A 24,993-nucleotide genomic window follows, 5' to 3' on the forward strand; every position below is an offset into this window, starting at 1 on the left:
CCGCCCGGCCCACCCTACTCAAGGTCAGCCTTGTTCCGGCCACAGGCGCAGCGGCTTGCCTTCTGCGGGCCACAGACGCAGTTGCTCGATCGGCGAGACATCCCAGCGCTGCACCTTGCTCAGGCGATCGAGGAAGCGCGCTTCTTGTTCCATCAGTGCCGGGGCGCACATTTTACGGGTGCTGCCGGCGGCGCCGAAACTGAGTTGTGCGCCAGTCAGCTTGTAACTGGCAAACCAGTGATTGCAGCCGGCGTTGCCATAAGCGCGACCATCCTCGCCGAACGTGATGCTCAGGTGGCTGCGGTCGATCAGCGGGCGTTCGCCAATCCATTCCACTTGATAGGTGCGTTCGCTCTCAAGTTGCAGTGGCGCGCTGGCGCAACCGAACAGGCTGACGCTGAGCAGGCTGACCGCGAGGGCGCGTTTCATGCGGCTTCCTTTCGGCATTTAGGGCACAGGTGGTGGCCGTTCTGGCTGCGCCAGCCCAGTTGGTTGATCCGTGCTTCGGCTGCTGGCGCCTGAGCTTTCTTGCCAAGTGCGGCATCGACGGCAAACTCGAAGTCGAGCTGGGTGGCGCAGCCGTCGCATTTGACCTGCCAATTGAAGATTGCCAATTCGCCAAAGACCGGGCCTTTGGCCACTGCAACCCATTGCCCGTGAGGGTTGATCAGGTGGCGCACCTTTTCGACCTCTAAGCGCATGCTCAGCTCACGGCTGCCTTTGAGGGTGACCAGTAGGCTGTCGCCGCTGCGCATCGAGCCGCCGTTGCCGGTGACCTGGTAGCGGCCCGGTGCCAGTGCGCGGCATTCAGTCAGGGTATGTTCAGGATTGAGCAGGGTGTAGCGAAAGTCGTGTTCGGCCATGGTTCCTCCAAGTCAGCGCAAATGCTATCACGCGCCGGCCTGCACCTGATTGCTCGGTGTGCCGTCGGCCCAGGCGGTGATGTTGTCCAGGGTGGTGTGGGCGATAGCTGCCAGCGCTTCTTGGGTGAGGAAGGCCTGGTGGGCGGTGATGATGACGTTGGGGAAGCTCAGCAGGCGCGCCAATACGTCGTCCTGCAGCGGCAGGTCGGAACAGTCCTCGAAAAACAGCTCGGCCTCCTCCTCATAAACATCTAGGCCCAGGAAGCCGAGCTGGCCGCTTTTCAATGCGCCGATCAGCGCCGGGGTATCGATCAGGGCACCGCGTCCGGTGTTGATCAGCATGACCCCAGGTTTCATCTGCTGCAGGCTCTGGGCGTTGATCAAATGGTGGCTGCTCTCGGTCAGCGGACAATGCAGGCTGATGATGTCGCTGTCGGCCAACAGTTGCGCCAGTGATACCTGGCTACCGCCCAATGCCCCCAAACCAGCCACGGGGAACGGGTCGAACACCTGCAGGCGGCAGCCAAAGCCGGCCATGATCCGTGCGAAGACCATGCCGATCTGGCCGCCGCCGATGATGCCAATGTTCTTGCCGTGCAGGTCGAAGCCGGTCAGGCCGTGCAGGGAAAAATCACCTTCGCGGGTGCGGTTGAAGGCGCGGTGAATGCGCCGGTTGAGTGCCAGGATCAACGCCACCGCATGCTCGGCCACCGCGTGCGATGAGTAGGCGGGCACCCTGACTACGCACAGGCCAAGCCGCTGCGCTGCCTTGAGGTCGACATGGTTGTAGCCCGCCGAGCGCAGGGCAATCAGGCGTGTGCCGCCGGCAGCCAGGCGCTCCAGCACGGGTGCCGAGAGTTCATCATTGATAAAGGCGCAGACCACGTCATGGCCCGCCGCCAGGGTGGCGCTGTCGGTGGTCAGGCGCGCCTGCTGGAAATGCAATTGATAGTCAGCGGGCGCGCCGGCGGCATTAAAGCTGTCGCTGTCATAGGGCTTGCTACTGAAAAAGAGGATTCGCATGCTGACTCCAGGTGGCCTGTACGGTTAGTTGGTTAGCTCAAATTCGCCGGTCTGAGCCGCATCTGTGGGTGGCCCGCCCTCGGTTGTCCTGCACCGCGCCAGTACCGCCTGGCAGTCCTGTGGGCTGGATTCGCCGCGGGGCGCACGAGCCACCCGGAGGTGGAAAATGCCGCAAGCGCCGCCGGCGCCCCCATGGGTGGGGAGGGTAGGAAAATGTCGGGTACATTTCGCGAGCGGTCACGGCCTCCCGCAAGGCTCTGGAACATGGATAAACGGATTAACCGATCAGGCGCCTAGGCACTGATCTGCGCCTCTTTGGCCAATCGTTCGATGGCGGCATCGAGCAGGTCCAGTGCGCTGGGCGCGACGGGGTCATTCTGTTTCAACAGGGTTTCGCTGCGCTGACAGGCGGCCCGCAGTTGTGGTACGCCGCAATAGCGGGTCGCGCCGTGCAGGCGGTGCACGCGTTCGATCAGGGCATTACGATCGCCCGCCCCGCGGGCCTGGCGGATGGCTTGGCGGTCGGCCGGCAGCCCGGCCAGCAGCATGCTCAGCATGTCGGCAGCCAGGTCGGCTTTGCCAGCTGCCAGGCGCAGGCCTTCTTCGCTGTCCAGTACCCGCAGGGCACGGTCTGCGTTGGCGCTTTCGCTGGTTTGCTCGGGGCCTTGGTTGCGCAGCGCCAGCCCGGTCCATTTGAGCACGACCTGGGCCAGTTGCCGTTCGCTGATGGGCTTGGTCAGGTAGTCATCCAGGCCGCTTTGCAATAGGGCGCGTTTTTCGTTGGCCAGGGCATGGGCCGTCAGGGCGACTATGGGGACGGGGGACTGGCCGTGTTCGCCCTCATGCTGGCGAATCGCTTCGGTGGTTTGGCGGCCATCCATGCCAGGCATCTGCACGTCCATGAGAATCAGGTCGAAGCTGTGCTGCTGGTATTTTTCCAGGGCTTCGTAACCGCTGTTGGCGGTGCTGACTTGAGCGCCCATGTCGTCCAGCAGGGTTTGTACCAGCAGCAGATTGGCCGGATTGTCGTCGACGCAGAGCACCCGCGGTGGGCGGCTGGCCCCGGGCGGACTGGTTTCCGCGCGTGCTTGGCGCGGGCTGACCAGTTCGGCCAGCGCGCGCTGCAGCTTGCGTGTGCAGGCGGGTTTGGCCTGCAACTGGTTGTGTCCGTCGGGCAGTACTTCGTGATAGAGCGCCTGTTCGGTGGTCGGGCAGAGCACCACGGTCTTGCAGGCGAGGCGCTCGAGATCCCAGATGCGCTGGCCCAGTCGCTCCGGCGGCAGGTGCTGGGCGGTGACGCCGAGCACGGCGATACTCATCGGTTGGCTGCTGTGGTGCGCGCTGGCGACCGCCTCGAGCAGGTTGTCGAGATTGTCGAAGGCGCTGACCAGCAGGCCGCAATCTTCCAGTTGATGCTGCAAGGCCTGGCGTGACAGCTCGTGGCTTTCCAGGATGGCCGCGCGGCGACCGAGCAGTGGCGGGCGGGGCAGGTCTTCGGCGTCATCCCGGGCTTTCGGCAGGCTCAGACTGATCCAGAACTCCGAGCCCTCGCCAGGCGTGCTGTCGACACCGATCTCGCCGCCCATTTGCTCGATCAGGCGCTTGGATATCACCAGGCCAAGGCCGGTGCCGCCGGCCTGGCGCGACAGTGAATTGTCGGCCTGACTGAAGGCCTGGAACAGTGCGCGCAGGTCTTCGTTGGACAGGCCGATACCGGTGTCGCGCACGCTGATGCGCAGTTGGGCGCGGTCGGCGTTGTCGTCTTCGAGCATGGCGCGCATGACGATGCTGCCTTCACGGGTGAACTTGATCGCGTTGCTGACCAGGTTGGTGAGGATCTGCTTGAGCCGCTGCGGGTCGCCGAGCAGCGTCAGTGGCGTGTCGCGGTAGACCAGGCTGAGCAGCTCCAGGCGTTTTTCATGGGCGGCTGGGGCGAGAATGGTCAGGGTGTCTTGCAGCAGGTCGCGCAGGTTGAAGGGGATGTTTTCCAGGATCAGCTTTCCGGCCTCGATCTTGGAGAAGTCGAGCACCTCATTGATGATTCCAAGCAGGCTATCGGCGGATTTTTCAATGGTGCCCAGGTAATCCTGTTGGCGTGGGGTCAGCTCGCTTTTCTGCAGCAGGTTGGTGAAGCCGAGAATGCCGTTGAGTGGGGTGCGGATTTCGTGGCTCATGTTGGCGAGGAATTCGGATTTGATCCGGCTGGCCTCCAGGGCTTCCCGGCGGGCGAAGTCCAACTCGATATTCTGGATCTCGATGGTCTCCAGATTCTGCCGTACGTCTTCGGTGGCTTGGTCGACGCTGTGCTGCAACTCTTCCTGGGCGTTGAGCAGGGATTCGGCCATGCGGTTGATGCCCGAGGCCAGTTCATCCAGTTCATGGCTGCCGAGTGGTGGCAGGCGGGTGTGCAGGTGACCATCCTTGAGCTGGGCGACGCTGTATTTGATCTGCCGCAAGGGTCCGTTGATGCTGCGGCTCATGCGCAGGGCGAGCAGGGCGGTGACAATCAGTCCGGTGCTGATCAGCAGCAGGCTGGCAAGCAGGCTGCGGTAGCCCTTGAGCAGGGTGCCGTGGTGTGACAGCTCCAACTCGACCCAGCCGAGCAAGTCGCTGTCAGGTTGTGTCAGCGGCTCGCCAGTAAGTGTTAGATGTTGTGCCAGCACTGGCAGGAGAAAGCGTGTGGCATCCGCACTGCTGCGCCGGACCATTTGGCTCGGCTCATCGCTGGGCGGTTGATCGAGCATGCTCGGGCCAGCATGGACCAGGCTCTCGCGCTCAACGCCGAGGAAGCTGACGGCTCTTACGTCCGGCTGCTCGAGTGTCTGCGTGGCAATGCGTTGCAGCAGGGCGGCGTCATGCTGTTGCAAGGCGGGCGCTGCCAGCGGCGCCAGTTGTTCGGCGATCATCTGCCCGCGTTGCAGCAGTTGCGCCTGCAGATCAGACAGTTGCACCCAGGTGAAATAACCACCCAGCACCAGTGCCAACAGGCTGGTGGGCAGCAGGGTGAGCATGAGCACACGGCCTTTAATGCCTAGATCCTTGAACACAAATTTCCTTCCTCGTTGCCTGTTGGCTGAACTCAAGCTGGCAGTGTAGCGGCTGGTCTTGACGGAACAACAGTGGCGTCGCCCTGGCAGCATGCTGCAACAAGGCGGCCCATCGGCGGTTATGGCCACTGCCCGTTTGCCGCTATCATAGGGACCCTTCCAGCTACCTGGACCTGATCGCCGCCATGACCTTGCAATACCCTACTATCGCCGATTGCGTCGGCAACACTCCGCTGGTGCGTTTGCAGCGCCTGCCCGGCAATACGTCCAATACCTTGCTGTTGAAGCTGGAAGGTAACAATCCTGCTGGCTCGGTGAAGGACCGGCCGGCGCTGTCGATGATTAACCGGGCCGAGTTGCGCGGCGATATCCACCCCGGCGATACCCTGATCGAGGCCACCTCCGGTAACACCGGTATTGCCCTGGCGATGGCCGCGGCGATCAAGGGTTACAAGATGATCCTGATCATGCCGGACAACTCCACCGCCGAGCGCAAGGCGGCGATGACCGCCTACGGTGCCGAGTTGGTGCTGGTGTCGCGCGAGGAGGGCATGGAAGGGGCTCGCGACCTGGCCGACAGTCTCGAGCGCGGGGGGCGCGGCAAGGTGCTCGATCAGTTCGCCAATGGCGACAACCCCGAGGCGCACTATCAAGGTACTGGCCCGGAAATCTGGCGCCAGACCCAGGGGCAGATCACCCACTTCATCAGTTCCATGGGTACCACCGGGACTATCATGGGGGTATCGCGCTACCTCAAGGAGCAGAACCCGCAGGTGCAGATCGTCGGTTTGCAGCCGATGGAAGGCGCGACCATTCCCGGTATCCGCCGCTGGCCCGAGGAGTATCTGCCGAAGATCTACCAGGCCAGCCGCGTTGACCGGATTATCGACATGGCCCAGCGCGAAGCCGAGGATGCGACGCGCCGTCTGGCGCGTGAAGAAGGCATCTTCTGCGGCGTGTCCTCCGGTGGGGCGGTGGCGGCGATGCTGCGCCTGTCGGCTGAAGTGGAAAACGCGGTGATGGTGGCGATCATCTGCGATCGCGGCGATCGCTACCTGTCGACGGGCGTGTACGACACGCCGGAGCTCTGATGGCCAAGAAAATCAGCGGTTTACGCTTCCAGCCCAGTGGCGGCGTGCGCGCGGCGCAAATACCGGTCGGCAAGAAGCAGAAGCTCAACATCGAACGGTTGGCCAACGATGGTCGCGGCATTGCCTTTGTCGAGGGGCGCACCTGGTTCGTCAGCGGCGCCCTGCCCGGCGAGCAGGTCGAAGCCCGGGTGCTGGGCGCACGCAGTCAGGTGGTCGAGGCCCGCAGCGAGCGGATTCTCAGCGCCAGCCCCGAGCGGCGGGTGGAACCTTGTGTCCATGCGCGCATCTGTGGCGGTTGCAGCGTCCAGCACATGAGCCATGCCGATCAGTTGGCCCTCAAGCAGCGCATGCTCAGCGAACAGTTCAGCCGGTTGGCTGACTTGCAACCGGATGAGTGGGCACCACCATTGGTCGGGCCGGAGTTCGCCTACCGTCGCCGCGCGCGCATCGCCGTGCGCTGGGACGTCAAACACAAACGACTGGACGTTGGCTTTCGCGCGGCGGCCAGCCAGGACATCGTCGCCATCGTCGATTGCCTGGTGCTGGTCCCGCCCTTGCAGCCGATTCTGCGCGCGTTGCCGGCGGTCTTGGCTGAGCTGGATAGCCCCCAGGCCATTGGCCATGTCGAGTTATTCCATGGCAGTGCCAGCGCTGTCTTGGTGCGTCACACTGCCGCCTTTGGCGAGGCCGATCTGGCGCGCTTGCAGGCGTTCTGCGTGGCCCATGATGCGCAACTCTGGCTGCATGGTATCGGTGAGCCGCAGCCGTTCGAGCCAGAGCAAAGCCTGGGCTACCGCCTGCAGCGCTGGGATTTGCAGTTGGCCTATCGGCCCGGCGACTTTGTTCAGGTCAATGCGCCGGTGAACGAGGCGATGATCGCCCAGGCGCTGGACTGGCTGGCTCCGCAGGCGGATGAACGGGTACTGGATCTGTTCTGCGGTCTGGGTAATTTCGCCTTGCCGCTGGCGCGCCTGACGCGTGAAGTAGTGGCGGTGGAGGGGGTGCAGGCGATGGTCGAGCGGGCGGCGCAGAATGCGGCGAGCAACGGCATCGACAACCTGCATTTTTTCCAGGCCGACCTGGCGAATCCGCTGATCGAGAGTGGCTGGGCGCGAGGCGGTTTTGCCGCCGTGCTGCTCGACCCGCCGCGTGATGGTGCGTTGCAGGTGGTCAGGCAGATTGGCGCACTGGGCGCCAAGCGCCTGGTCTATGTGTCGTGCAACCCGACTACGCTGGCGCGTGACAGCGCCGAGTTGCTGGCGCAGGGTTATCGGCTGGAAAAGGCCGGCATCCTCGATATGTTTCCGCAAACGGCGCATGTCGAGGCGATGGCGTTGTTTGTCAGGCAATAGGTTGAAAGAGCGTAGCTAGGGATGAACGGCCAGCCAAAGCACTTGGCTTTGGCGTCATCAGCCCTTATCTACGCTGTGCAGGGGCGCATAAGGATTGTGCCTTAAAGTGGTTAAACCGACCGGGTCGAAGAAATCCGGCGACTGTTTGGTGTGCGTGGCGCGCACCCTAGGGAAGGTAAGCAAGATGGTTCAGGTTAGAGCGCACCAGCCGATCAACGATGACGGCAGCATCAACCTAGAGGCCTGGCTGGCCCATGTACTCAGCGTCGACCCGGCGCTGGAGCACGATGCCTTGCTCGACGCCTGCGAGTTCGCCCGCGAGGCCGAGCAGCAGGCTAACGCCGCACAGAATCTATGGTCGGAAGGTGCTTCCAGCTTCCGCGCCGGCCTCGAGATCGCGGAGATTCTCGCCGACCTCAAGCTCGATCAGGACTCCCTGATTGCCGCGGTCATCTACCGTGGCGTACGTGAGGGCAAGGTGACCCTGGCCGCGGTGGAGCAGCGCTTCGGCCCCGTGGTGACCAAGCTGGTCGACGGCGTGCTGCGCATGGCGGCGATCAGCGCCAGCCTCAATCCGCGCGACTCGCTGGTACTCGGCTCCCAGGCCCAGGTGGAAAACCTGCGCAGGATGTTGGTGGCGATGGTCGATGACGTGCGCGTGGCGCTGATCAAGCTGGCCGAACGGACCTGTGCAATCCGCGCGGTCAAGCATGCCGACGACGAGAAACGTGAGCGTGTGGCCCGCGAAGTCTTCGATATTTATGCGCCGCTGGCGCACCGTCTAGGCATCGGCCATATCAAGTGGGAGCTGGAAGACCTGTCCTTCCGCTATCTGGAGCCCGAGCAGTACAAGCAGATCGCCAAGCTGCTGCATGAGCGTCGGCTGGATCGTGAGCAGTACATCAATGATGTGATGGGCCACCTGCGCCTGGAGCTGGAAGCCACCGGGGTCAAGGCCGATATCAGCGGGCGGGCCAAGCACATCTATTCGATCTGGCGGAAAATGCAGAAAAAGGGCCTGCAATTCAGCCAGATCTATGACGTGCGTGCGGTCCGCGTGCTGGTGCCAGAGGTGCGCGATTGCTACACCGCGCTGGGCATCGTGCACACCCTCTGGCGGCACATTCCCAGGGAGTTCGACGACTACATCGCCAACCCCAAGGAAAACGGCTATCGCTCGTTGCACACTGCGGTACTCGGTCCGGAAGGCAAGGTGCTGGAGGTACAGATCCGTACTCACGCCATGCACGAGGAGGCCGAGCTGGGTGTCTGTGCGCATTGGCGCTACAAGGGCACCGATGTCAAATCCGGCTCCAACCATTACGAAGAGAAGATTTCCTGGTTGCGTCAGGTGCTCGAGTGGCACGAGGAACTGGGTGATATCGGTGGGCTGGCCGATCAGTTGCGCGTCGATATCGAGCCGGACCGGGTCTATGTGTTCACCCCGGACGGTCACGCCATCGACCTGCCGAAAAACTCTACGCCGCTGGATTTCGCCTACCGGGTGCACACCGAGATCGGCCATAACTGCCGTGGCGCGAAGATCAATGGACGTATCGTGCCGCTCAGCTACAGTCTGCAAACCGGTGAGCAGGTAGAAATCATTACCAGCAAGCACGGCACGCCAAGCCGTGACTGGCTGAACTCCAACCTGGGTTATGTCACCACCTCGCGGGCGCGGGCAAAGATTGTCCACTGGTTCAAGTTGCAGGACCGCGACCAGAACGTCGCCGCCGGCAAGGCCATGCTCGAGCGCGAGCTGGGCCGTCTGGCGCTGCCGCATGTGGACTTCGAGAAACTGGCCGAGAAGGCCAACCTGAAAAATGCCGAAGACCTGTTCGCCAGCCTCGGTGCCGGCGACCTGCGCCTGGCCCACCTGATCAATCTGGCGCAGCAGTTGGTCGAGCCGGAGCGCGGCAGCGAGCAGCTCGAGCTGATCCCGCGCAAGGCCACGGGCTTCAAGCCGAGCAAGCGCGGCGATATCCAGATCCAGGGAGTCGGCAACCTGCTGACGCAGGTGGCCGGGTGTTGCAAGCCGTTGCCGGGCGACCCGATCGTCGGCTACATCACCCTCGGTCGCGGGGTGAGCATCCACCGCCAGGATTGCGCCTCGGTGCTGCAACTGGCCGGGCGCGAACCGGAGCGGATCATTCAGGTCAATTGGGGGCCGGTGCCAGTACAGACCTACCCGGTGGATGTGGTCATTCGTGCGTATGACCGTTCCGGACTGCTGCGCGACGTCACCCAGGTGCTACTCAACGAGAAGCTCAACGTGCTGGCGGTCAACACCCACTCGAACAAGGAAGACAACACCGCAACGATGTCGATCACCGTCGAGATCCCTGGGCTGGACGCTCTGGGACGCTTGCTCGGGCGCATCTCGCAGTTGCCGAATATTATCGAGGCCCGCCGTCACCGGGCTTCCTGAGCTGCTGCGCTCGGCCATACGGCGTTGAAGGCGAGATGAAAAATGCTCATTGGCAAAAGCCAACTCCGCTTTTTCATCTCGCCTTCGCCTTGTCTGGCCTTCGCTCGCGACGCTCAGGATCGATTGTTTATAGTCGCGCAGGCGGGACGAAGCGGCATCCCCTGCGATTGAATCGGAAATTTCCATGTACCAACTCAACGACCTGTTGCACCTGATGGCCCGCCTGCGCGACCCGCAACACGGCTGCCCGTGGGATCTCAAGCAGTCCTACGCGAGCATCGTGCCCTACACCATCGAAGAGGCCTACGAAGTGGCGGACGCCATCGAGCGCGGCGACTTCGAGCATTTGCCGGGCGAGTTGGGCGATCTGCTGTTTCAGGTGGTGTATTACAGCCAGTTGGCACGGGAGGAGGGGCGTTTCGAGTTTGCCGAGGTGGTCGATGGCATCACCCGCAAGTTGATTCGTCGTCACCCCCATGTGTTTGTCGATGGCGATCTGTATGGCGCCCCCGACACATCCAAGCTTAAAGAGGCGGCGGTCAAGCAGCGCTGGGAAGAGCTCAAGGCCGAAGAGCGCGCCGAGAAGGCTGCCGCGCCCGAGCAGCTGTCGTTGCTCGACGATGTACCCAATGCCTTGCCGGCCCTGAGCCGTGCGGTCAAATTGCAGAAGCGCGCGGCCCAGGTCGGTTTCGACTGGCCCGAGGCCTTGCCGGTGGTGGACAAGGTGCGTGAAGAGCTGGATGAAGTGCTCGAGGCCATGAGCGAAAATGACCCGCAGGCAATTGCCGAGGAGGTCGGTGATTTGCTGTTCGTAGTGACCAATCTTGCCCGTCACCTCAAGGTCGACCCTGAGTCGGCGCTGCGTGCCGCCAACGGCAAGTTCGAGCAGCGCTTTCGTTTTATCGAACAGGCATTGCGCGAAGCAGGGCGAGCCATGGAAGATTGCGACCTGGAAGAACTGGATGCGCTCTGGGGCGAAGCCAAGAAGTTGGAAAAGCAACAAGCAGCCGACTAATTGGCTGTTGTGGTTTCCAGCACCGTCTGGGATGTGGAGATTCTGGTGGGTTGCACCTTCGCGGTCCGATCCACCCTACATTTATCGTTTGTTGGGTATAGGTACGTTATGGCGATCTCACTACGCGATCAGTTGCTCAAAGCCGGACTGGTTAACGAAAAGCAGGCCAAGCAGGTTAGCAAGGATAAGCAGAAGCAGCAGCGACTGCAGCACAAGGGCCAGGTCGAGAAGGACGAGTCGCAAAAGCTCGCCGCTCAGCAGGCCATGGCCGAGAAGGCCGCGCGCGATCAGGAACTCAATCGTCAGCAACAGGAAAAGGTCGAGCAGAAGGCCCGTGCAGCGCAGATCAAGCAACTGATCGAAGTGTCTCGCCTGCCCAAACTGACCACCGAGGATTACTACAATTTCGTCGACGACAAGAAGGTCAAGCGCCTGTCGGTGAACAAGCTGATGCGCGACAAACTCAGTAGCGGCTCGCTGGCCATCGTGCGCAGCGGCGGCGGTTATGAAGTGATCCCGCGCGAGGCGGCCCTGAAAATTCAGGAACGTGATCCGCAGCGGGTGATCTTGCTCAATACCCCGACCGAAGCCGCGGATGCCGACGATCCATACGCCGCCTACCAGGTGCCGGATGATCTGATGTGGTAAACGCTGCCGTGCGCACCAGCGGTCTTCTGCCCGCGGTGCGCACATCCTGTGTGCTCATGCCGTCTAGCCCGTGCCGTAGCCGGCTGTAATCCGGGGCATGAAAAAGCCGGGCAATGCCCGGCTTGTTCGTTACCTGAACGTCAGTCGCGTCGGCCTTCGACCGCTTTGCCGTCGACCGTGCCTTCCTTGAGCATGATCTGGTATTCCTTGCCGTCTTTTTCGACCTGATGCAGGCGGACCAGCAGGTAGCTCCAGTCCTTGGCGAACCAGAGTATGGTTTTGCGGCTGCTTTGCGTCGGATCGCGCACACGCTCGACCTTGATCGCGTCAATCTGCCCGGCTTTGGTGCGCACGACTTCTTCGCCGAGGACGCGGAAGTCGTAGGTCTCGATTTCGTCGCCGTCGACCACCTGGTAACTCATGCTTTTCTTGCCGGCGGCAACGTCATGCTGCAGCGCCAGCTGATAGGTCGATTTGTCCTGCAGACCGCGATTGAGCGGAAAGCTCACCGGGTTGCCGCGGTCGCTGCCGGTCACGCGCTTGCCGGCCCAATCGAAGTCCTGTTCGATTTTCTTGCCTCTGCCCAGGCCATTGCGTTCGAAGCGATAGGTCAATGGCAGGAAGGCTGTCTTGTCCAGGCGGAAGGTGCTCTGTTCACTGAGGCCGGCGACCAGCATGGAGGCTTCGAAGCTGAGCTGCCAACGGTCGTTGTCCAGAGCTTTTAGGCTGCGCTCCGCAGTGCCACTGACTGGCAGTTGTTTCCAGTCGGCGGTATAGCTGGCGGAGAACGGCGTCAACTCGCTGGCCAGGGCCGGCAGGCTGAATAAGGCGAGGGCGAACAGTAAGGCGCGACGCATGGTATCTCCTAGGTGCGGATCAGGTGACCGGTGTTCGGCAGTGGCTGGCCATCCAGCATTGCGCCTTGCGCATCCAGACGCAAGCGGCCTTCGGCGAACCAGCGCACGGCCAGCGGGTAGATCAGGTGTTCCTGCTCGTGTACCCGTTGCATCAGGCTGGTGAGTGAGTCGTGCGACTCTACCGGGATCACTGCTTGTACGACCAGAGGGCCACCATCGAGTTCCTCGGTGACGAAGTGCACGCTGCAGCCATGCTCGCTGTCGCCCGCCTCGAGTGCCCGCTGGTGGGTATGCAGGCCCTTGTATTTGGGCAGCAGCGAGGGGTGGATGTTGAGCAGGCGTCCGCCGTAGTGGCGGACGAAGTCGCTGCTGAGGATGCGCATGAAACCGGCCAGCACCACCAGCTGCGGCTCGAAGGCGTCGATGGCCTCGATCAGTGCCGCATCGAAGGCTTCACGGCCGGCAAAGGCTTTGTGGTCGAGCACACAGGTATCGATACCGGCAGCCTTCGCGCGTTCCAGGCCATAGGCGTCGGCGCGGTTGGAAATCACCGCGCGGATGCGCAGCGGGCTGCTTTTGAAAGAGTCAGCGCCCGCCTGGCTGCTGTCGATCAGCGCCTGCAGGTTGCTGCCGGAGCCGGAGATCAGCACCACTACATTGCAGGCAGTCGGCATTAATGGCGCTTCAGGTTGTTCAGCACGACCCGCTCGGCGCCTTCGGCGGCAGCCGCAATCTGACCGATCAGCCATGGCTGCTCGCCGGCATCGCGCAGGGTCTTGAGGGTGAGTTCGACGTGATCCTGGGCCACGCAGATAACCATGCCGACGCCGCAGTTGAGCACGCGGTGCATCTCGGTTTCATCGACATTGCCTTGTTCCTGCAGCCAGTCGAATACCGCCGGGCGTGTCCAGCTGGCCACGTCGACCACGGCCTGGGCGCCGTCCGGCAGCACGCGCGGGATGTTGTCGAGCAAGCCGCCGCCCGTGATGTGGGCCATGGCCTTGACCGCGCCGGTGTCCTTGATCAGCTTGAGCAGCGGTTTGACGTAGATGCGCGTCGGTGCCATCAACAGGTCGGTCAGTGGCTTGCCGTCGAGCTGGATGGTTTCGATATCGGCGCCAGCGACTTCGATGATCTTGCGGATCAGCGAGTAGCCATTGGAGTGCGGGCCGGAGGACGGCAGGGCGATCAGGGCGTCGCCGTTGGCGACCTTGGAGCCGTCGATGATCTCGGCTTTTTCCACCACGCCGACACAGAAACCGGCCAGGTCGTAGTCTTCACCTTCGTACATGCCCGGCATTTCCGCGGTTTCGCCACCGACCAGCGAGCAGCCGGCCAGTTCGCAGCCGGCGCCGATGCCGGTGACCACGGTGGCGGCCACGTCGACATTGAGTTTGCCGGTGGCGTAGTAATCGAGGAAGAACAACGGCTCGGCGCCACACACCACCAGGTCGTTGACGCACATGGCGACCAGATCCTGGCCGATGCTGTCGTGTCGATTGAGGTTCAGCGCCAAGCGCAGTTTGGTGCCGACGCCGTCGGTGCCGGACACCAGAACCGGTTGCTTGTAACCCGCCGGGATCTCGCAAAGAGCGCCGAAGCCGCCCAGGCCCCCCATGACTTCTGGACGCGCAGTGCGTTTGGCCACGCTTTTGATGCGTTCGACCAGGGCTTCGCCTGCGTCGATGTCTACACCTGCGTCCTTGTAGCTGATGGAGGGTTGCTTGCTCATAGATCCAGGCCTTTAAGGGGAATATCGGATGTGCACCGGCGCTGCGGCGGTCGGTCTGCGAAGGCGCGCGATTTTATCAGGCTTGCCGGGCAGCGGCCACCCGCGCCGTGCGGTGGTTGCCGGGGCGCGGGCGGCTGTTTAAGGTATAAGGCTTGTACTACGGCCTGCCCGCCGCCTTCCGTCTGTCGAGAACCTACCCATGCGCCTGATCGCTCGTCTGTTAATCCTCAGCCTGCCACTGTTCAGCCTGTCCAGCGAGGCGGCAACGGTGAGTGACCTGTACCAGGTGCGCGAGCCGGTTGCCAGCCAGCAGCCGGAGGAGCGTGACGCTGCCCTGGGTCGCGCCCTGCAGACCCTGGTGCTGCGCTTGACTGGTGACCCTGAGGCGGTGAAGAGCCCGGCGCTGGCCGAGTTGCGCAAGGATCCACAGCAGATCATCAGCCAGTATGGCTATGCCGAGGACAGCTTGCTGGTGGATTTCGATCCCGTCAGCACCGACCGCAGTCTGCGCCAAGCCGGGTTGTCGCTGTGGGGGGCCAATCGTCCGGCGCTTCTAGCCTGGTGGTTGAATGATGCCAGCGACGGTTCGAGCCTGGTCGGTGATGGCCAGAGTAGCGCCGCGCCGTTGCGTCAGGCGGCGCAACACCGTGGGCTGCCGCTACGCTTGCCGATCGCCGACTTGAGCGAGCAATTGCTGGCAACCGCCGAGAACCTTGGCGCGGCCGAGCCAGAGGCGCTGCGTACGGCGTCCGAGCGTTATGCCGCCGATGCCCTGCTGGCCGTGCAGGCGCGTGAAGATAACGGTCAGTGGCAGGCCCAATGGCGTCTGTGGTTGGGCGATGTGCGCGAGCAAGGCAAGGCCAAGGGCGCCGATCAAGCGGCATTGGCCGATGCGGTGCTGTTGATGGTGAGCGAGCGGCTGGCACAACGCTATGTGGTTGCACCGGGCGCTGCATCCAGCCTGACCCTGGAAGTGCAGGGCGCCGACCTGGCGCGCTATGCCGAGCTGCAGCGCATTCTCGCGCCCTTGGCTGCGCAGTTGCTCAAGGTCGAGGGTGACCGCCTGATCTATCGCGTCAAGGCCAGTGCCGAGCAGTTGCGCGCGCAGCTGGCGCTGGTGCAGTTGCAGGAAGTGACGGATGCCCCCCAGCCAGTTGATGCCAGCCCGTCGCCGCAACAGCCGACCGGCGAGCCGGCGCCTCAGGTGTTACGGCGTGACGATGTGCTGCGTTTTCGCTGGTAGACTGCCGCCGGATACGGGGTAAGCCGCTGGAAATTTGCCGACGGATGCCGTGTGAAACGCCAGTTTGTACGTTCACTTGCAGGCTTTCATGGCCTGCAGATTGTCTGGTTGCACCATCGAGGGTTGAGCATGATTGATTCACGTCGCTGGCTATGGATAGCTGGGCTGCTCTTGCTCGGCTGGCTGCTGTATCAGTTGCAACCGATTCTCTCGCCGTTCCTGATTGGCGTGCTGTTGGCCTATCTGGGCGATCCGCTGGTCGATCGGCTCGAGCGCTGGAAGCTTTCGCGCACTTGGGGCGTGATCGTGGTCTTCGCTCTGTTCAGTCTGATCCTGGCGATTTTGCTGCTGGTGCTGGTGCCGATGCTCGGCAAACAATTGATGCGCCTCTACGAACTGGCCCCACAAATGCTCGACTGGACGCAGCACCAGGCGTTGCCTTGGGTGCAGGCCAAGTTGGGGCTACATAGCGGTTTCTGGCGTTTCGATCAGCTCAAGGCGGCATTTTCCGAGCACCTGGGTCAGACCACCGACATTCTCGGCATGCTGCTATCGAAGGCCACTGCCTCGGGCTTGGCCCTGCTGGCTTGGCTGGTCAATCTGCTGCTGATCCCGGTGGTCAGCTTTTATCTGCTGCGCGATTGGGACCTGATGGTCGCCAGATTGCGTGGCTTGTTGCCGCGCACCCGTGAAGGTCTGGTGGTGAAACTGGCCAGCGAGTGTCACGAAGTGCTCGGCGCCTTCCTGCGCGGGCAGCTGCTGGTGATGCTGGCGTTGGGGGTGATGTATGCCGTCGGCTTGATGCTGATCGGACTGGAACTGGGGCTGTTGATCGGTTTGTTGGCCGGCTTGGCCAGCATCGTGCCGTATCTGGGCGTGGTGGTGGGGATCGGCGCGGCATTGACCGCCGGCCTGTTCCAGTTCGGTGGCGATTTCTATCCATTGCTGGCGATTGCCGCCGTGTTCAGCGTCGGCCAGATGCTCGAAGGTATGTTGCTGACGCCCTGGCTGGTCGGCGACCGCATTGGCTTGCATCCAGTGGCGGTGATCTTCGCGATCATGGCCGGCGGACAGCTGTTCGGCTTCACTGGCGTGCTCCTGGCCCTGCCGGTGGCCGCGGTGATTATGGTTTTAGTGCGCCATGCACATGATTTGTATAAACTTTCCGATCTTTATGGGGAACCCCCCAGCGCTTCAGACGAGCCGCCCAGCCCTGCATGAGACCCATTCAACTACCTTTAGGCGTGCGTCTGCGTGATGACGCCACCTTTGCCAACTACTATCCCGGTGCCAATGCCGCGGCGCTTGGCTACGTCGAGCGCCTGTGCGAGGCGGATGCTGGCTGGGCGGAAAGCCTGATCTACCTCTGGGGCGGTGCGGGGGTGGGCCGTACCCACCTGCTCCAGGCGGCCTGTCTGCGTTTCGAGCAGCTCGGCGAGCCCGCGGTTTATCTGCCGCTGGCTGAGTTGGTAGAGCACGGCCCGAATATGCTGGACAACCTGGAACAGTTCGAACTGGTCTGCCTCGATGACCTGGATGCCGTTGCCGGGCTTAGCGAGTGGGAAGAAGCCCTGTTTCACCTGTTCAACCGCTTGCGCGACAGCGGCCGGCGTTTGCTTCTGGCCGCCAGTAGTTCGCCGCGCGAGCTGCCGGTCAAGCTGGCCGACCTGCAGTCGCGCCTGACCTTGGCGCTGGTCTTCCAGTTGCAGTCACTGTCCGATGAAGACAAGTTGCGCGCCCTGCAGCTGCGCGCATCGCGCCGCGGCCTGCACCTCAGTGATGAAGTCGGCCGCTTTATCCTGACGCGGGGCGAGCGCAGCATGAGCGCGTTGTTCGAGTTGCTCGAGCGATTGGATCAGGCCTCCCTGCAAGCCCAGCGCAAGCTGACCATTCCCTTTCTTAAAGAAATTCTGGGCTGGTAGGCATCCGCCGGCAAACCCCGTCTGGCATTGTGGGAAGCTGCCGCTGCGATGCTGGATTACGCGGCGCTCCGGGCCCGTATTGCCGCTACGCCGGTGGCAGGCGCCGCTAACCCAGCCTACGGGTCGCGATCTTGGCGCAACTCATCCGGCGAATCAGCCCAGGTTTCTCGGATCTATTGCGGGTCTCAATTCTCTCCGGCGAGCTTGCGGTCGTACTGGAAGCACCAGCGGGTATACATCAGCGCGGCGCAGAACAGGCAGACACTAAGCAGGGTTTGCGCCCAGCCAAACAGTGCCTTGGACGGATCGAAGGCGGCCAGTACCCCCTGAATGAAGTACAGATTGACCACGAAGCAGGTCCAGGCGTGGGCGCGGGCGTTGCCGAGGATCAGGCCAGGGGCGAGTAGTAGCAAAGGCGCCAGCTGGAAGGCCAGGATCACCCACAGCAGTTTGTCCGGTATCTCGGCGAACATCAGGTTCCATACCAGCAGCAACACCGCCAGGGCCATGAAACTCAGCAGGCTTATGGCGCGGCTGACGGCCATGCGCGGCTTTAGCCAGTCGAGTGACGGCAGGGGTTTGGGGGTTTTAGCCACGGGCTGTCTCCAGTTTCATCGCAGTCTGCGCCAGGCGCTGACCCAGTACGCGGCAGAGGGATATTTCATGTTCGTCGAGGGCGCGCTTGCCGTCGGCGCCAGCATGGTGGCTGGGGCCGTAAGGCGTGCCGCCGCCGCGGGTCTCGAGCAGCGCGGACTCACTGTAGGGCAGGCCGGTAATCAGCATGCCGTGGTGCAGCAATGGCAGCATCATCGACAGTAGGGTGGTTTCCTGGCCGCCGTGCAGGCTGGCAGTGGAGGTGAATACGCCCGCTGGTTTGTCGACCAGGCCGCCGCTCAGCCACAGGCTGCTGGTGCCGTCGAGGAAGTATTTCAGCGGCGCCGCCATATTGCCGAAACGTGTCGGGCTGCCCAGGGCCAGGCCCGCGCAATTCTTCAGGTCGTCGAGGCTGGCGTACAGCGCGCCTTCGGCGGGAATCTGCGGGGCTACCGCTTCACACTCGCTGGAGATTGCCGGTACCGTGCGCAGGCGCGCCTCCAGGCCGGCCATTTCCACGCCACGGGCAATCTGTCGGGCCATGTCGGCAGTGGCGCCGTGGCGGCTGTAATACAGCACCAGAATATAGGCTGCGTTCACGGCAGGATCTCCAGGACTTTCTCCGGCGGCCGGCCGATTATCGCTCTGCTGCCGACGATCAGGATCGGCCGCTCGATCAGTTTCGGGTGGGCGACCATGGCCTCGATCAATTGCGCCTCGCTCAGGCCGGGGTCGGCCAGGTTCAGCGTGCGGTATTCGTCTTCGCCGCTGCGCAGCAGTTGCCGGGCGCCGATCCCGAGTTTGCCGAGCAAGTCGTTTAATTGGGCGGCGCTGGGCGGGGTTTCCAGGTAACGCACGATGGTCGGCGTCAGGCCGCGCTCTTCGAGCAGTTGCAGGGCGCCACGGGATTTCGAGCAGCGAGGATTGTGATAGAGCGTCAGATCGGTCATATGCGGGTCGCATCTTGCGGCAGGTGGCGGCTATTCTAACCGCGTCGGCGTCCTAGTCTGAACAGGGCGGTGTGTTTGTGGTCTGCTATGGGGCCAGTTGGCTAATCGCTAAGGAGTGGGCATGCGTCAGCGCTTGAATGACTGGTTGGAATTCTGGCGCTTCCTACTGCAGCGCTTTCTCGCTGATCGCGGCGCCAACAATGCCGCCGCGTTGACCTACACCACGCTGTTCGCGGTGGTGCCGATGATGACCGTGACCTTCGCCATGCTCTCTGCCGTGCCGGCATTTCAGGGCACGGGCGAGCAGATCCAGACGTTTATTTTCCGAAACTTCGTCCCCTCGGCCGGGGAAATGGTCCAGGAGTACCTGCGCAATTTCACAGCCCAAGCCCGTCAGTTGACCTGGATTGGCGTGGTGGTGCTGGCGGTTACCGCCTTTCTGATGCTGGTAACCATTGAAAGGGCCTTCAATACGATCTGGCGGGTACGTCAGCCGCGCCGGGGCGCCTCGAGTTTTCTGCTGTATTGGGCGATTTTGAGTCTGGGGCCAATCCTGCTCGGCGCCGGCTTCGCGGTCAGTACCTATATCGCTTCGCTGTCGTTGCTCTCCGGGCCTGATGCGCTGATTGGCGCAAAAACCTTGTTGAGTTTCGCGCCACTGTTATTCAGCGTGGCGGCCTTTACCTTGCTCTATGCCACGGTACCCAATGCGCGAGTGCCGGTTCAGCATGCGCTGTTGGGCGGGTTGTTCACCGCCGTGTTGTTCGAGGTGGCTAAAGCGCTGTTCGGGCTCTATGTGCAGCGGTTTCCGGGTTATCAGTTGATTTACGGGGCCTTTGCCACGGTGCCGTTGTTCCTGTTGTGGATCTACCTGTCCTGGTTGATCGTTTTGTTTGGTGCTGAATTGGTCTGCAACCTGAGCTCATCGCATCAGTGGCGCAAGCTCGCCATACCGCGGTTGTTGGTGGTGATGGGGATCTTGCGGGTGTTTTATGCGCGTCAGCAGTCGGGCCTGAAAGTACGTCATCGCGATGTGCAGCGCCTGGGCTGGCAGTTGCCGGAGCATGAGTGGGAGGAGGTGCTCGAGTTCCTCGAACAGCAACAGTTGGTCGCGCCGACCACTGCGGGGGCCTGGGTGTTGATCCGTGATCTCGATCATTACAGCCTGAAGCTGCTGTTGAGCCGCAGTCCCTGGCCGCTGCCACAACTCAGCCAGTTGCCGGAGCAGCTCGATGAGCCCTGGTATCCAGCGCTGCGCCAGGCGCTGGAGCGGCTGCATGAGGAGCAGGCAGTGTTGTTCGATGGCAGTCTGGCAGACTGGTTGAACCCGGTTACCGAGTGACAAAAAGCGTCAGTTTGCGGCGTGGCGTCGGTATCCAGCTACAAGCATTGGTAACGGTAAGTCTTGCAGTAGGGCGCAAGGAGGCTGGCACGCTTTTGGCAATCGTTATGGCAGATTGCAATCAGGTTAGCGGAATTGATGGGAATTGAAGGCGTTGCATGACAATTGAACGTTTTAGCGAAGCCACTCATGGCAAGGTGATCCACTTGCATCAACGCGATCCGCAAGAAGCGCTGGAGCGACTGAATCGGATTACCGGGCTGCATTTTGCACGCTGGCCCGAGTCGCTGGTGCCTCATCCCCCAGAACCCGCAGCAGAACCGCCAGCCGAGCAAAGCAGCTGTGCAGTGCGCGTCGGTATCTGAGCAAGGTAAAAGCTTTGTAGTCGTTACGTGTGACGCGCAAACCTAGGGTGGGCTCAGACCACCAAGACGGCTTATTTAGCAGCAGTGGGTTAACAGCATGGCGCCGCTCTCCCCACAACAGCGAGTTGCAACAGTTAACGGGTACATAGCCAAAACAAAACCCTGCAGTTCGCCGCGGCGGCGATCTGCAGGCTCAGGCTGAAACTTGACGGCTGCCTTGGTGGGTTGCTTCGACCGCCTGTATGAACAACTCTTCGACCACCAGGGTCGTCGCCGGTACTGCAGAGCGCAGGCGTATCTGCATATCTTCGATCTTCTGTTTGACCGGGAGTCGGGCGACGCCAGACAACAGGATCTTGCTGTGTAGGCTGACCTTGCCGTGATCCACGCTGACCTCGCGGCGCTTGTCGCCATCACGGTAGCTGACCAGCAACGATACCGGCAGATTGGCCAGCCCCGGCAGTTGCAGCCAGGTGGCGATGTTGTATTCGGCTACACGTCCTTCGTAGGGCGTGACCAGTAGACGGGCAGCATCGACGATGCGTGATGGCGCAGGGCCGATCAACTTGTCGTGGGCGTTGGTCATTGTGCTGTTCCCTAGCTAATAGCGGAGCGTATCGAGACGATGGGCTGCGAATTATAAGCAGGGGTGTGCCGAGCAAACTGTGCGCTCGGCCGCCGCTCGCTGTGATCCGTCTCGCAGTTCCCGTTGTTTAGGTCAGAAACAGTGGGTGGCGTGTGACCGAGGCGGTGCTGAGGGTGGCCGGGGGGAGTGGCATGATCACCTGGTTATGCACGTTGGCATGCTGCAACCAGAGATTTTCCCCTTCGCCAAATTGCCCATTGGGCAGCCACAGACCATGATGCCAGCCATTGCCGGGTGCTGGTGTGCTCTGCAAAACGCCTTGGTGAGTTTGTGCGCTGGGGGTGCGGCGCAGCCAGACCGGTTTCGCCAGGCCTTTCAGGTAGTGCAGGCCCAGGTGCAGCCCCTCGATATTGAGATGACGCCAGCGCACCAGCGCCAGAAGTGGTATCGGGCTGCTGGTCAGCAAGAGCACCAATTGACCCACGGATATGTGCGCCGCTTGGTCGGGTTGGCACAGCAGACGAGCGCCACCTGCGCTGGCATCGAGCATCTGGGCTGCCAGAGGGGAAGGCCGCTGCTCCAGCAGTTGGGCGTGGATGGCTGGCAAGCCAACCAGCAGGTTGCAAGCCACGTCAAAGTCTTCGCGAGGGTAGCGACGTTGTTGCTGGCCCATCCAGTGATGCTGAACGCGCTCGAGCAGTTGGCGGTCGCTGGTGCTCTGCAGTGGGGCTGGATCATGCAGGGCGATCAGCAGGGCGCCCAGTTCGAAACGCCGCAGGTAGTCGCGGCTGCCATCGGGTTGTTGCGCGTAGCCGAGGCAAGGCTGCGACTCCGTCAGGTCGACGATAGGCGCTTCGCTGTCGCCCTCGTCATCCCAAGACCGCAAACGAGCCAGGCCTGCCAGGGGGGCGAGGGCACCAAACAACTGCGGGCTTTCGCCCTCGGCAAGGTGAAAGGGGTTGCTCAAGGCGAGCAGCAGCATCTGCTGGTACAGGCCGCGCAAGGTGCTCGCTGGAGTTGGCTGGAAGGCTGCCGCGACCGGTTCATCCAGGCACTCCTGATGTTCACCAATCCAGTACAACAGATGGCTGTCGCGCCACAGGCTGGGCGGGGAATCCTGATACAGTTGGTAGTGACGTAACAGGCTCTGCGCGAGGAAATGCAGGGCCATATACAGGCACCAGGCCGAATGTGGGCGCGAGGGTTGCCGGCCTTTGAGGATTTGCAGCAACAGGCGTTTGAAACCGATAGCCAGCTCGTTACACAGGCGCACGAATAGCGGCGATGGCGGCTTGCCTTTAAGGTAAGCCGCGGCATAGTGGCGATATTCATCGCTGCAGTTTTGCAGCGCACGTTGCCTTTCGAGTAAGGTCATGGCACTACGGTTGAGCCTGAACAGCAGGCTAAGCACCTGTTGTAGCGCATCCTCGTGCTGCAGCGAGCGAGCTTGGGCTAACCGCTCTGTGAGGTCGGCCAAAGGCGCCGCGTCTTCTTCGCGGATGTCCGGCACTTCAAGGCGCAAGGCATCAAGCGTCATATCAACCCAATGTGGACGAGGAGCGAATGCATGGGAACGCGACTCCAGGTTGTTATTCGTACGGTAATGGGAGTTTGCGCCGGCTTGATTCTGGCTGGTTGCGCCGAAGATGTTGGCGTCGACCAGCATGGACGAAAGGTACCGGCTGAGCGTCTGGAAGGCCAGTGGTTGGTGATTAATTACTGGGCCGAGTGGTGCGCGCCCTGCCGTAGTGAAATTCCCGAACTGAATGCCCTGGCCGTAGAGCTTGAAGCGCAGTCGGTAAGTGTCTTGGGGGTGAACTTTGACGGCTTGCAGGGCGCGGAATTGGCCAAGGCGGCAGATGCGATGGGGATTGAGTTCACCGTGCTCGAGCAAGACCCGGCCGCGCGTTATGGGTTGCCACCCAATGCCGTGCTGCCAGTCACCTATATCGTCGATGATCGGGGGCAGATGCGCGAACACTTGCTTGGCGAGCAGACGGCGGCTGGGCTAGCGGCGCGGGTGCAGGCTTTGCGTAATGGAGACTAGTGGCATGCAGCGCATTTGTTTACACGGTTATGTCAGCGGTCGGGTGCAGGGGGTGAGTTTTCGCCAAAATACCGCCATGCAAGCCGAGCGCCTGGAGCTGGATGGCTGGGTGCGCAACCTGAGTGATGGCCGGGTCGAGGTGTTGTTCGAGGGCGAGGAGGTGGCCGTGCGTGAGCTGGCTCTGTGGCTCGAAGCGGGGCCATGCACTGCCAAGGTCGTTGCACTTGAACTGGCAGAGCAACCCTTGCAGGGGATTGCCGGGTTTGTGGTGCGCGGCTGATCGGCTGTACGGCTTGTAGGGTCAGGGATTGTGCTTGCGTGTTGGGCGCTGCGGCGCTCGGCTCGCTTAGGGTTTGACGTACCAGAAGTCGTGCCAGAAACCGATGACCTTGGCGGGGTAGGTCTGCTTGCCGAGGCTGCCGTTGTAGCGGGCCAGGGCGCGGCTCAGGTTGCCGTTCTCTTTGCGCAAATAGAAGCTGAGGATGGTGCAGCCGTAGCGCAGATTGGTGGCGTTATCGGTGAGGTTGTCCTGCGGACGACCGAGTTCGGCTTTCCAGAAGGGCATAACCTGCATCATGCCCTGGGCGCCGGCCGAGGAAATGGCGAAGCGGTCGAAATGGCTTTCGGTGTGGATCAGGGCCAGGACCAGATCGGGACGCAGGCCGGCCTTGCTGGCTTCGCGATGCACCAGCCTGAGCAGGGTCAGGCGTTCTTTGGCGGCAGGGATATAGCGAGTCATGCGGGTCGACATGTCCAGCAGCCAGACTTGCGCATCGAAGCGGTCCTGAAAGCTATCGGCTTCGGCCACTGTGCGCTGCAGCAGATCCCGCAGTTCCGGCTCGGGCGCCTGACGTAGGTTGGCATGGCTGGGCAGGCACAGCAGCGCGATCACAAATGTCAGGTACAGGCGCACTGCCATGCTCCGGTTCAGTCGTTGCCAGGATCGGCGACCAGGCGCCCGGCGTCCTGCGTCAGCGCCTGGAGAAAGCTCTCCTGCAGTTCGGGATCGTTGCGGGTCAGCTCGATCAGGCTCTGTTCCAGTTCACTGGCTTCTTCTTCCAGGCCCAGCTCGGACAAGCGCTTGACCCGATGCACCCACTGTTCGACATCATCGCCTTCCAAGTCGTCGAAGATCAGCGTGTGCGCTTCCTGCAGCTTACCGCGCAGGGTGAGGCTGACCAATAAGGAGGCATCCGCTCGGGTCGAGCCTTGCGGGTCTGCGACGCTCAGCTGCAAGGTGCCAATACGGCTGACATCCTGCTCGGCAAAGGGGCTGTCGAGCAGGTTGAGGTGCAGTACACCATTGCGGTCGGTCAGCAGCTCATGGGTTTGCTCGCCGGCTTTGACCAGGACCGAGCGCTCGGCCCAGGGCAGGCTGGAGTATTCCATGCGGGCGTCCTGGCGCTGCTCGTCGAGGCTGGCGAGGTTCTGCTGCGAGCGGCCGTTGGACTCGACGTTGATGAACGGGTTAAGCCCGGCAAAGCCATAGTTGATCCAGCCTTTGGTGGCGCTGTCCGGCAGGCTGCCGAGCAATACCACGTTGAGGGCGTTGGCGCCGATGCCGGCGACTACGGCAACGGCGCCCAGCGGAATTTCGTAGAGTTCGCGCCAGGGTTGGTAAGGCGTGTAGCGGTCGTAGCGACGGCTGACCTCGAATGCGCTCACCTCGAAGGTTTTCTGTTCGTGCACCCGCACCCGCCGCTGCGGTAGTTCCAGTACGCGCGGCTCGCCAACGTCTATTTGCAGGCTGTGATCCAGCAGTTTTCGCTCGACACGCTCCTCATGCTCGCTGCGTTGCGGTAACTGGTTGGCGCAGCCATTCAAAAAGAGGGCGCCGCAGAGTGCGGCGCCGACGCGGCCTAAGGTGCTTCGTGTGTACATGACGGCT

Annotated in this window: 26 protein-coding genes; 12 read left to right on the plus strand and 14 right to left on the minus strand. The window is 62.2% G+C overall.

Going from position 1 to position 24,993, the window contains the following annotated elements; genetic code table 11:
• Positions 1-24: 24 nt before the first annotated feature.
• The 4 genes from VCJ09_RS07635 to VCJ09_RS07650 all read right to left on the minus strand — a co-directional run bounded on the left by VCJ09_RS07635 (position 25) and on the right by VCJ09_RS07650 (position 4,933).
• Positions 25-429: an META domain-containing protein gene (locus VCJ09_RS07635; RefSeq protein WP_324733812.1), complete on the minus strand. Its 405-nt coding sequence runs from the start codon at positions 427-429 to the stop codon at positions 25-27.
• Positions 426-863, minus strand: a complete 438-nt coding sequence (locus VCJ09_RS07640; protein WP_079201282.1) for a hypothetical protein — start codon at positions 861-863, stop codon at positions 426-428. Before VCJ09_RS07640 ends, VCJ09_RS07635 begins: the two co-directional genes overlap by 4 nt.
• Positions 864-890: 27 nt before the next feature.
• Positions 891-1,886, minus strand: coding sequence for a 2-hydroxyacid dehydrogenase (locus VCJ09_RS07645; protein ID WP_324733813.1), 996 nt, complete (start codon positions 1,884-1,886; stop codon positions 891-893).
• 293 nt (positions 1,887-2,179) lie between these two features.
• Positions 2,180-4,933, minus strand: a complete 2,754-nt coding sequence (locus VCJ09_RS07650; RefSeq protein ID WP_324733814.1) for a response regulator — start codon at positions 4,931-4,933, stop codon at positions 2,180-2,182.
• Positions 4,934-5,118: 185 nt separating this feature from the next.
• Between VCJ09_RS07650 and cysM the strand changes: the two genes are divergently transcribed.
• The 5 genes from cysM to VCJ09_RS07675 all read left to right on the plus strand — a co-directional run bounded on the left by cysM (position 5,119) and on the right by VCJ09_RS07675 (position 11,467).
• Positions 5,119-6,024, plus strand: coding sequence for a cysteine synthase CysM (gene cysM, locus VCJ09_RS07655; RefSeq protein WP_324733815.1), 906 nt, complete (start codon positions 5,119-5,121; stop codon positions 6,022-6,024).
• The gene (gene rlmD, locus VCJ09_RS07660; RefSeq protein WP_324733816.1) at positions 6,024-7,376 is read left to right on the plus strand and encodes a 23S rRNA (uracil(1939)-C(5))-methyltransferase RlmD; all 1,353 of its coding nucleotides are present in this window, start codon (positions 6,024-6,026) and stop codon (positions 7,374-7,376) included. The genes cysM and rlmD overlap by 1 nt, the downstream gene beginning before the upstream one ends.
• Positions 7,377-7,560: 184 nt before the next feature.
• A complete protein-coding gene (gene relA, locus VCJ09_RS07665) occupies positions 7,561-9,804 on the plus strand; it encodes a GTP diphosphokinase (RefSeq protein ID WP_324733817.1) in 2,244 nt (747 codons plus the stop codon).
• Between the two features lie 184 nt (positions 9,805-9,988).
• The gene (mazG, locus tag VCJ09_RS07670) at positions 9,989-10,819 is read left to right on the plus strand and encodes a nucleoside triphosphate pyrophosphohydrolase (RefSeq protein WP_324733818.1); all 831 of its coding nucleotides are present in this window, start codon (positions 9,989-9,991) and stop codon (positions 10,817-10,819) included.
• A 108-nt stretch (positions 10,820-10,927) separates the two neighbouring features.
• Positions 10,928-11,467, plus strand: a complete 540-nt coding sequence (locus tag VCJ09_RS07675) for a DUF2058 domain-containing protein (RefSeq protein WP_079201289.1) — start codon at positions 10,928-10,930, stop codon at positions 11,465-11,467.
• A gap of 140 nt (positions 11,468-11,607) precedes the next feature.
• On the opposite strand, the gene VCJ09_RS07680 is transcribed toward VCJ09_RS07675, so the two are convergent.
• The 3 genes from VCJ09_RS07680 to purM are packed head-to-tail and all read right to left on the minus strand — an operon-like array spanning position 11,608 to position 14,056.
• Complete coding sequence (locus VCJ09_RS07680) at positions 11,608-12,324, minus strand: DUF3108 domain-containing protein (RefSeq protein WP_079201290.1); 717 nt, start codon at positions 12,322-12,324, stop codon at positions 11,608-11,610.
• Positions 12,325-12,332: 8 nt separating this feature from the next.
• Complete coding sequence (purN, locus tag VCJ09_RS07685) at positions 12,333-12,998, minus strand: phosphoribosylglycinamide formyltransferase (RefSeq protein ID WP_324733819.1); 666 nt, start codon at positions 12,996-12,998, stop codon at positions 12,333-12,335.
• On the minus strand, positions 12,998-14,056 hold the full coding sequence (gene purM, locus VCJ09_RS07690) for a phosphoribosylformylglycinamidine cyclo-ligase (protein WP_079201292.1): 1,059 nt from the start codon (positions 14,054-14,056) through the stop codon (positions 12,998-13,000). The genes purN and purM overlap by 1 nt, the downstream gene beginning before the upstream one ends.
• A 199-nt stretch (positions 14,057-14,255) precedes the next feature.
• Here purM and VCJ09_RS07695 point away from each other — a divergent pair, with 199 nt between their 5' ends.
• The 3 genes from VCJ09_RS07695 (at position 14,256) to hda (ending at position 17,221) form a co-directional block, all read left to right on the plus strand.
• Complete coding sequence (locus VCJ09_RS07695; protein ID WP_324733820.1) at positions 14,256-15,299, plus strand: DUF2066 domain-containing protein; 1,044 nt, start codon at positions 14,256-14,258, stop codon at positions 15,297-15,299.
• 129 nt (positions 15,300-15,428) lie between these two features.
• Complete coding sequence (locus VCJ09_RS07700; RefSeq protein WP_324733821.1) at positions 15,429-16,520, plus strand: AI-2E family transporter; 1,092 nt, start codon at positions 15,429-15,431, stop codon at positions 16,518-16,520.
• On the plus strand, positions 16,517-17,221 hold the full coding sequence (gene hda / locus VCJ09_RS07705; RefSeq protein ID WP_324733822.1) for a DnaA regulatory inactivator Hda: 705 nt from the start codon (positions 16,517-16,519) through the stop codon (positions 17,219-17,221). The genes VCJ09_RS07700 and hda overlap by 4 nt, the downstream gene beginning before the upstream one ends.
• A 185-nt stretch (positions 17,222-17,406) precedes the next feature.
• Here hda and VCJ09_RS07710 read toward each other — a convergent pair whose 3' ends face one another.
• The 3 genes from VCJ09_RS07710 to arsC are packed head-to-tail and all read right to left on the minus strand — an operon-like array spanning position 17,407 to position 18,765.
• Complete coding sequence (locus tag VCJ09_RS07710; RefSeq protein ID WP_324733823.1) at positions 17,407-17,817, minus strand: DUF2069 domain-containing protein; 411 nt, start codon at positions 17,815-17,817, stop codon at positions 17,407-17,409.
• The gene (gene wrbA, locus VCJ09_RS07715) at positions 17,810-18,415 is read right to left on the minus strand and encodes an NAD(P)H:quinone oxidoreductase (protein WP_324733824.1); all 606 of its coding nucleotides are present in this window, start codon (positions 18,413-18,415) and stop codon (positions 17,810-17,812) included. The genes VCJ09_RS07710 and wrbA overlap by 8 nt, the downstream gene beginning before the upstream one ends.
• Positions 18,412-18,765 (minus strand): arsenate reductase (glutaredoxin), encoded by a 354-nt coding sequence (gene arsC / locus VCJ09_RS07720; RefSeq protein ID WP_324733825.1) that lies wholly within the window; start codon positions 18,763-18,765, stop codon positions 18,412-18,414. The genes wrbA and arsC overlap by 4 nt, the downstream gene beginning before the upstream one ends.
• A gap of 121 nt (positions 18,766-18,886) precedes the next feature.
• On the opposite strand from arsC, the gene VCJ09_RS07725 reads away from it, so the two are divergent.
• Together VCJ09_RS07725 and VCJ09_RS07730 are read left to right on the plus strand one after the other, a co-directional pair.
• On the plus strand, positions 18,887-20,107 hold the full coding sequence (locus VCJ09_RS07725) for a virulence factor BrkB family protein (protein ID WP_324733826.1): 1,221 nt from the start codon (positions 18,887-18,889) through the stop codon (positions 20,105-20,107).
• A gap of 158 nt (positions 20,108-20,265) precedes the next feature.
• Positions 20,266-20,472, plus strand: coding sequence for a hypothetical protein (locus VCJ09_RS07730; RefSeq protein ID WP_079201300.1), 207 nt, complete (start codon positions 20,266-20,268; stop codon positions 20,470-20,472).
• 193 nt (positions 20,473-20,665) lie between these two features.
• Here the strand turns inward: VCJ09_RS07730 and VCJ09_RS07735 are convergent, their stop codons facing one another.
• Together VCJ09_RS07735 and VCJ09_RS07740 are read right to left on the minus strand one after the other, a co-directional pair.
• Positions 20,666-21,058, minus strand: coding sequence for a hypothetical protein (locus tag VCJ09_RS07735; RefSeq protein ID WP_324733827.1), 393 nt, complete (start codon positions 21,056-21,058; stop codon positions 20,666-20,668).
• A gap of 127 nt (positions 21,059-21,185) precedes the next feature.
• Positions 21,186-22,595, minus strand: coding sequence for a PilZ domain-containing protein (locus VCJ09_RS07740; protein ID WP_324733828.1), 1,410 nt, complete (start codon positions 22,593-22,595; stop codon positions 21,186-21,188).
• A 30-nt stretch (positions 22,596-22,625) separates the two neighbouring features.
• Between VCJ09_RS07740 and VCJ09_RS07745 the strand changes: the two genes are divergently transcribed.
• On the plus strand, positions 22,626-23,105 hold the full coding sequence (locus tag VCJ09_RS07745) for a TlpA disulfide reductase family protein (protein WP_324733829.1): 480 nt from the start codon (positions 22,626-22,628) through the stop codon (positions 23,103-23,105).
• A gap of 4 nt (positions 23,106-23,109) precedes the next feature.
• The gene (locus VCJ09_RS07750; protein ID WP_324733830.1) at positions 23,110-23,385 is read left to right on the plus strand and encodes an acylphosphatase; all 276 of its coding nucleotides are present in this window, start codon (positions 23,110-23,112) and stop codon (positions 23,383-23,385) included.
• A 66-nt stretch (positions 23,386-23,451) separates the two neighbouring features.
• Here the strand turns inward: VCJ09_RS07750 and VCJ09_RS07755 are convergent, their stop codons facing one another.
• Positions 23,452-24,024, minus strand: a complete 573-nt coding sequence (locus VCJ09_RS07755) for a transglycosylase SLT domain-containing protein (protein ID WP_324733831.1) — start codon at positions 24,022-24,024, stop codon at positions 23,452-23,454.
• 8 nt (positions 24,025-24,032) lie between these two features.
• Entirely contained in the window at positions 24,033-24,986 is a 954-nt protein-coding gene (locus VCJ09_RS07760; protein WP_324733832.1) for a hypothetical protein, read from the minus strand.
• Between the last annotated feature and the right edge of the window lie 7 nt (positions 24,987-24,993).

The sequence above is a fragment of the Pseudomonas paeninsulae genome, from assembly GCF_035621475.1.
GTDB classification, from domain to species: domain Bacteria; phylum Pseudomonadota; class Gammaproteobacteria; order Pseudomonadales; family Pseudomonadaceae; genus Aquipseudomonas; species Aquipseudomonas paeninsulae.

Excerpts from the sequence above, each read along its gene's own strand:
- VCJ09_RS07740 (WP_324733828.1), bottom strand. The coding sequence starts at position 22,595 with ATGACGCTTGATGCCTTGCGCCTTGAAGTGCCGGACATCCGCGAAGAA.
- VCJ09_RS07645 (WP_324733813.1), bottom strand. The coding sequence starts at position 1,886 with ATGCGAATCCTCTTTTTCAGTAGCAAGCCCTATGACAGCGACAGCTTT.
- hda (WP_324733822.1), top strand. The coding sequence starts at position 16,517 with ATGAGACCCATTCAACTACCTTTAGGCGTGCGTCTGCGTGATGACGCC.
- VCJ09_RS07730 (WP_079201300.1), top strand. The coding sequence starts at position 20,266 with ATGACAATTGAACGTTTTAGCGAAGCCACTCATGGCAAGGTGATCCAC.
- arsC (WP_324733825.1), bottom strand. The coding sequence starts at position 18,765 with ATGACCGATCTGACGCTCTATCACAATCCTCGCTGCTCGAAATCCCGT.
- relA (WP_324733817.1), top strand. The coding sequence starts at position 7,561 with ATGGTTCAGGTTAGAGCGCACCAGCCGATCAACGATGACGGCAGCATC.
- purM (WP_079201292.1), bottom strand. The coding sequence starts at position 14,056 with ATGAGCAAGCAACCCTCCATCAGCTACAAGGACGCAGGTGTAGACATC.
- VCJ09_RS07695 (WP_324733820.1), top strand. The coding sequence starts at position 14,256 with ATGCGCCTGATCGCTCGTCTGTTAATCCTCAGCCTGCCACTGTTCAGC.
- VCJ09_RS07760 (WP_324733832.1), bottom strand. The coding sequence starts at position 24,986 with ATGTACACACGAAGCACCTTAGGCCGCGTCGGCGCCGCACTCTGCGGC.
- VCJ09_RS07700 (WP_324733821.1), top strand. The coding sequence starts at position 15,429 with ATGATTGATTCACGTCGCTGGCTATGGATAGCTGGGCTGCTCTTGCTC.
- VCJ09_RS07745 (WP_324733829.1), top strand. The coding sequence starts at position 22,626 with ATGGGAACGCGACTCCAGGTTGTTATTCGTACGGTAATGGGAGTTTGC.
- rlmD (WP_324733816.1), top strand. The coding sequence starts at position 6,024 with ATGGCCAAGAAAATCAGCGGTTTACGCTTCCAGCCCAGTGGCGGCGTG.
- mazG (WP_324733818.1), top strand. The coding sequence starts at position 9,989 with ATGTACCAACTCAACGACCTGTTGCACCTGATGGCCCGCCTGCGCGAC.
- purN (WP_324733819.1), bottom strand. The coding sequence starts at position 12,998 with ATGCCGACTGCCTGCAATGTAGTGGTGCTGATCTCCGGCTCCGGCAGC.
- VCJ09_RS07735 (WP_324733827.1), bottom strand. The coding sequence starts at position 21,058 with ATGACCAACGCCCACGACAAGTTGATCGGCCCTGCGCCATCACGCATC.
- VCJ09_RS07635 (WP_324733812.1), bottom strand. The coding sequence starts at position 429 with ATGAAACGCGCCCTCGCGGTCAGCCTGCTCAGCGTCAGCCTGTTCGGT.
- VCJ09_RS07640 (WP_079201282.1), bottom strand. The coding sequence starts at position 863 with ATGGCCGAACACGACTTTCGCTACACCCTGCTCAATCCTGAACATACC.
- VCJ09_RS07675 (WP_079201289.1), top strand. The coding sequence starts at position 10,928 with ATGGCGATCTCACTACGCGATCAGTTGCTCAAAGCCGGACTGGTTAAC.
- VCJ09_RS07750 (WP_324733830.1), top strand. The coding sequence starts at position 23,110 with ATGCAGCGCATTTGTTTACACGGTTATGTCAGCGGTCGGGTGCAGGGG.
- VCJ09_RS07725 (WP_324733826.1), top strand. The coding sequence starts at position 18,887 with ATGCGTCAGCGCTTGAATGACTGGTTGGAATTCTGGCGCTTCCTACTG.
- VCJ09_RS07680 (WP_079201290.1), bottom strand. The coding sequence starts at position 12,324 with ATGCGTCGCGCCTTACTGTTCGCCCTCGCCTTATTCAGCCTGCCGGCC.
- cysM (WP_324733815.1), top strand. The coding sequence starts at position 5,119 with ATGACCTTGCAATACCCTACTATCGCCGATTGCGTCGGCAACACTCCG.
- VCJ09_RS07755 (WP_324733831.1), bottom strand. The coding sequence starts at position 24,024 with ATGGCAGTGCGCCTGTACCTGACATTTGTGATCGCGCTGCTGTGCCTG.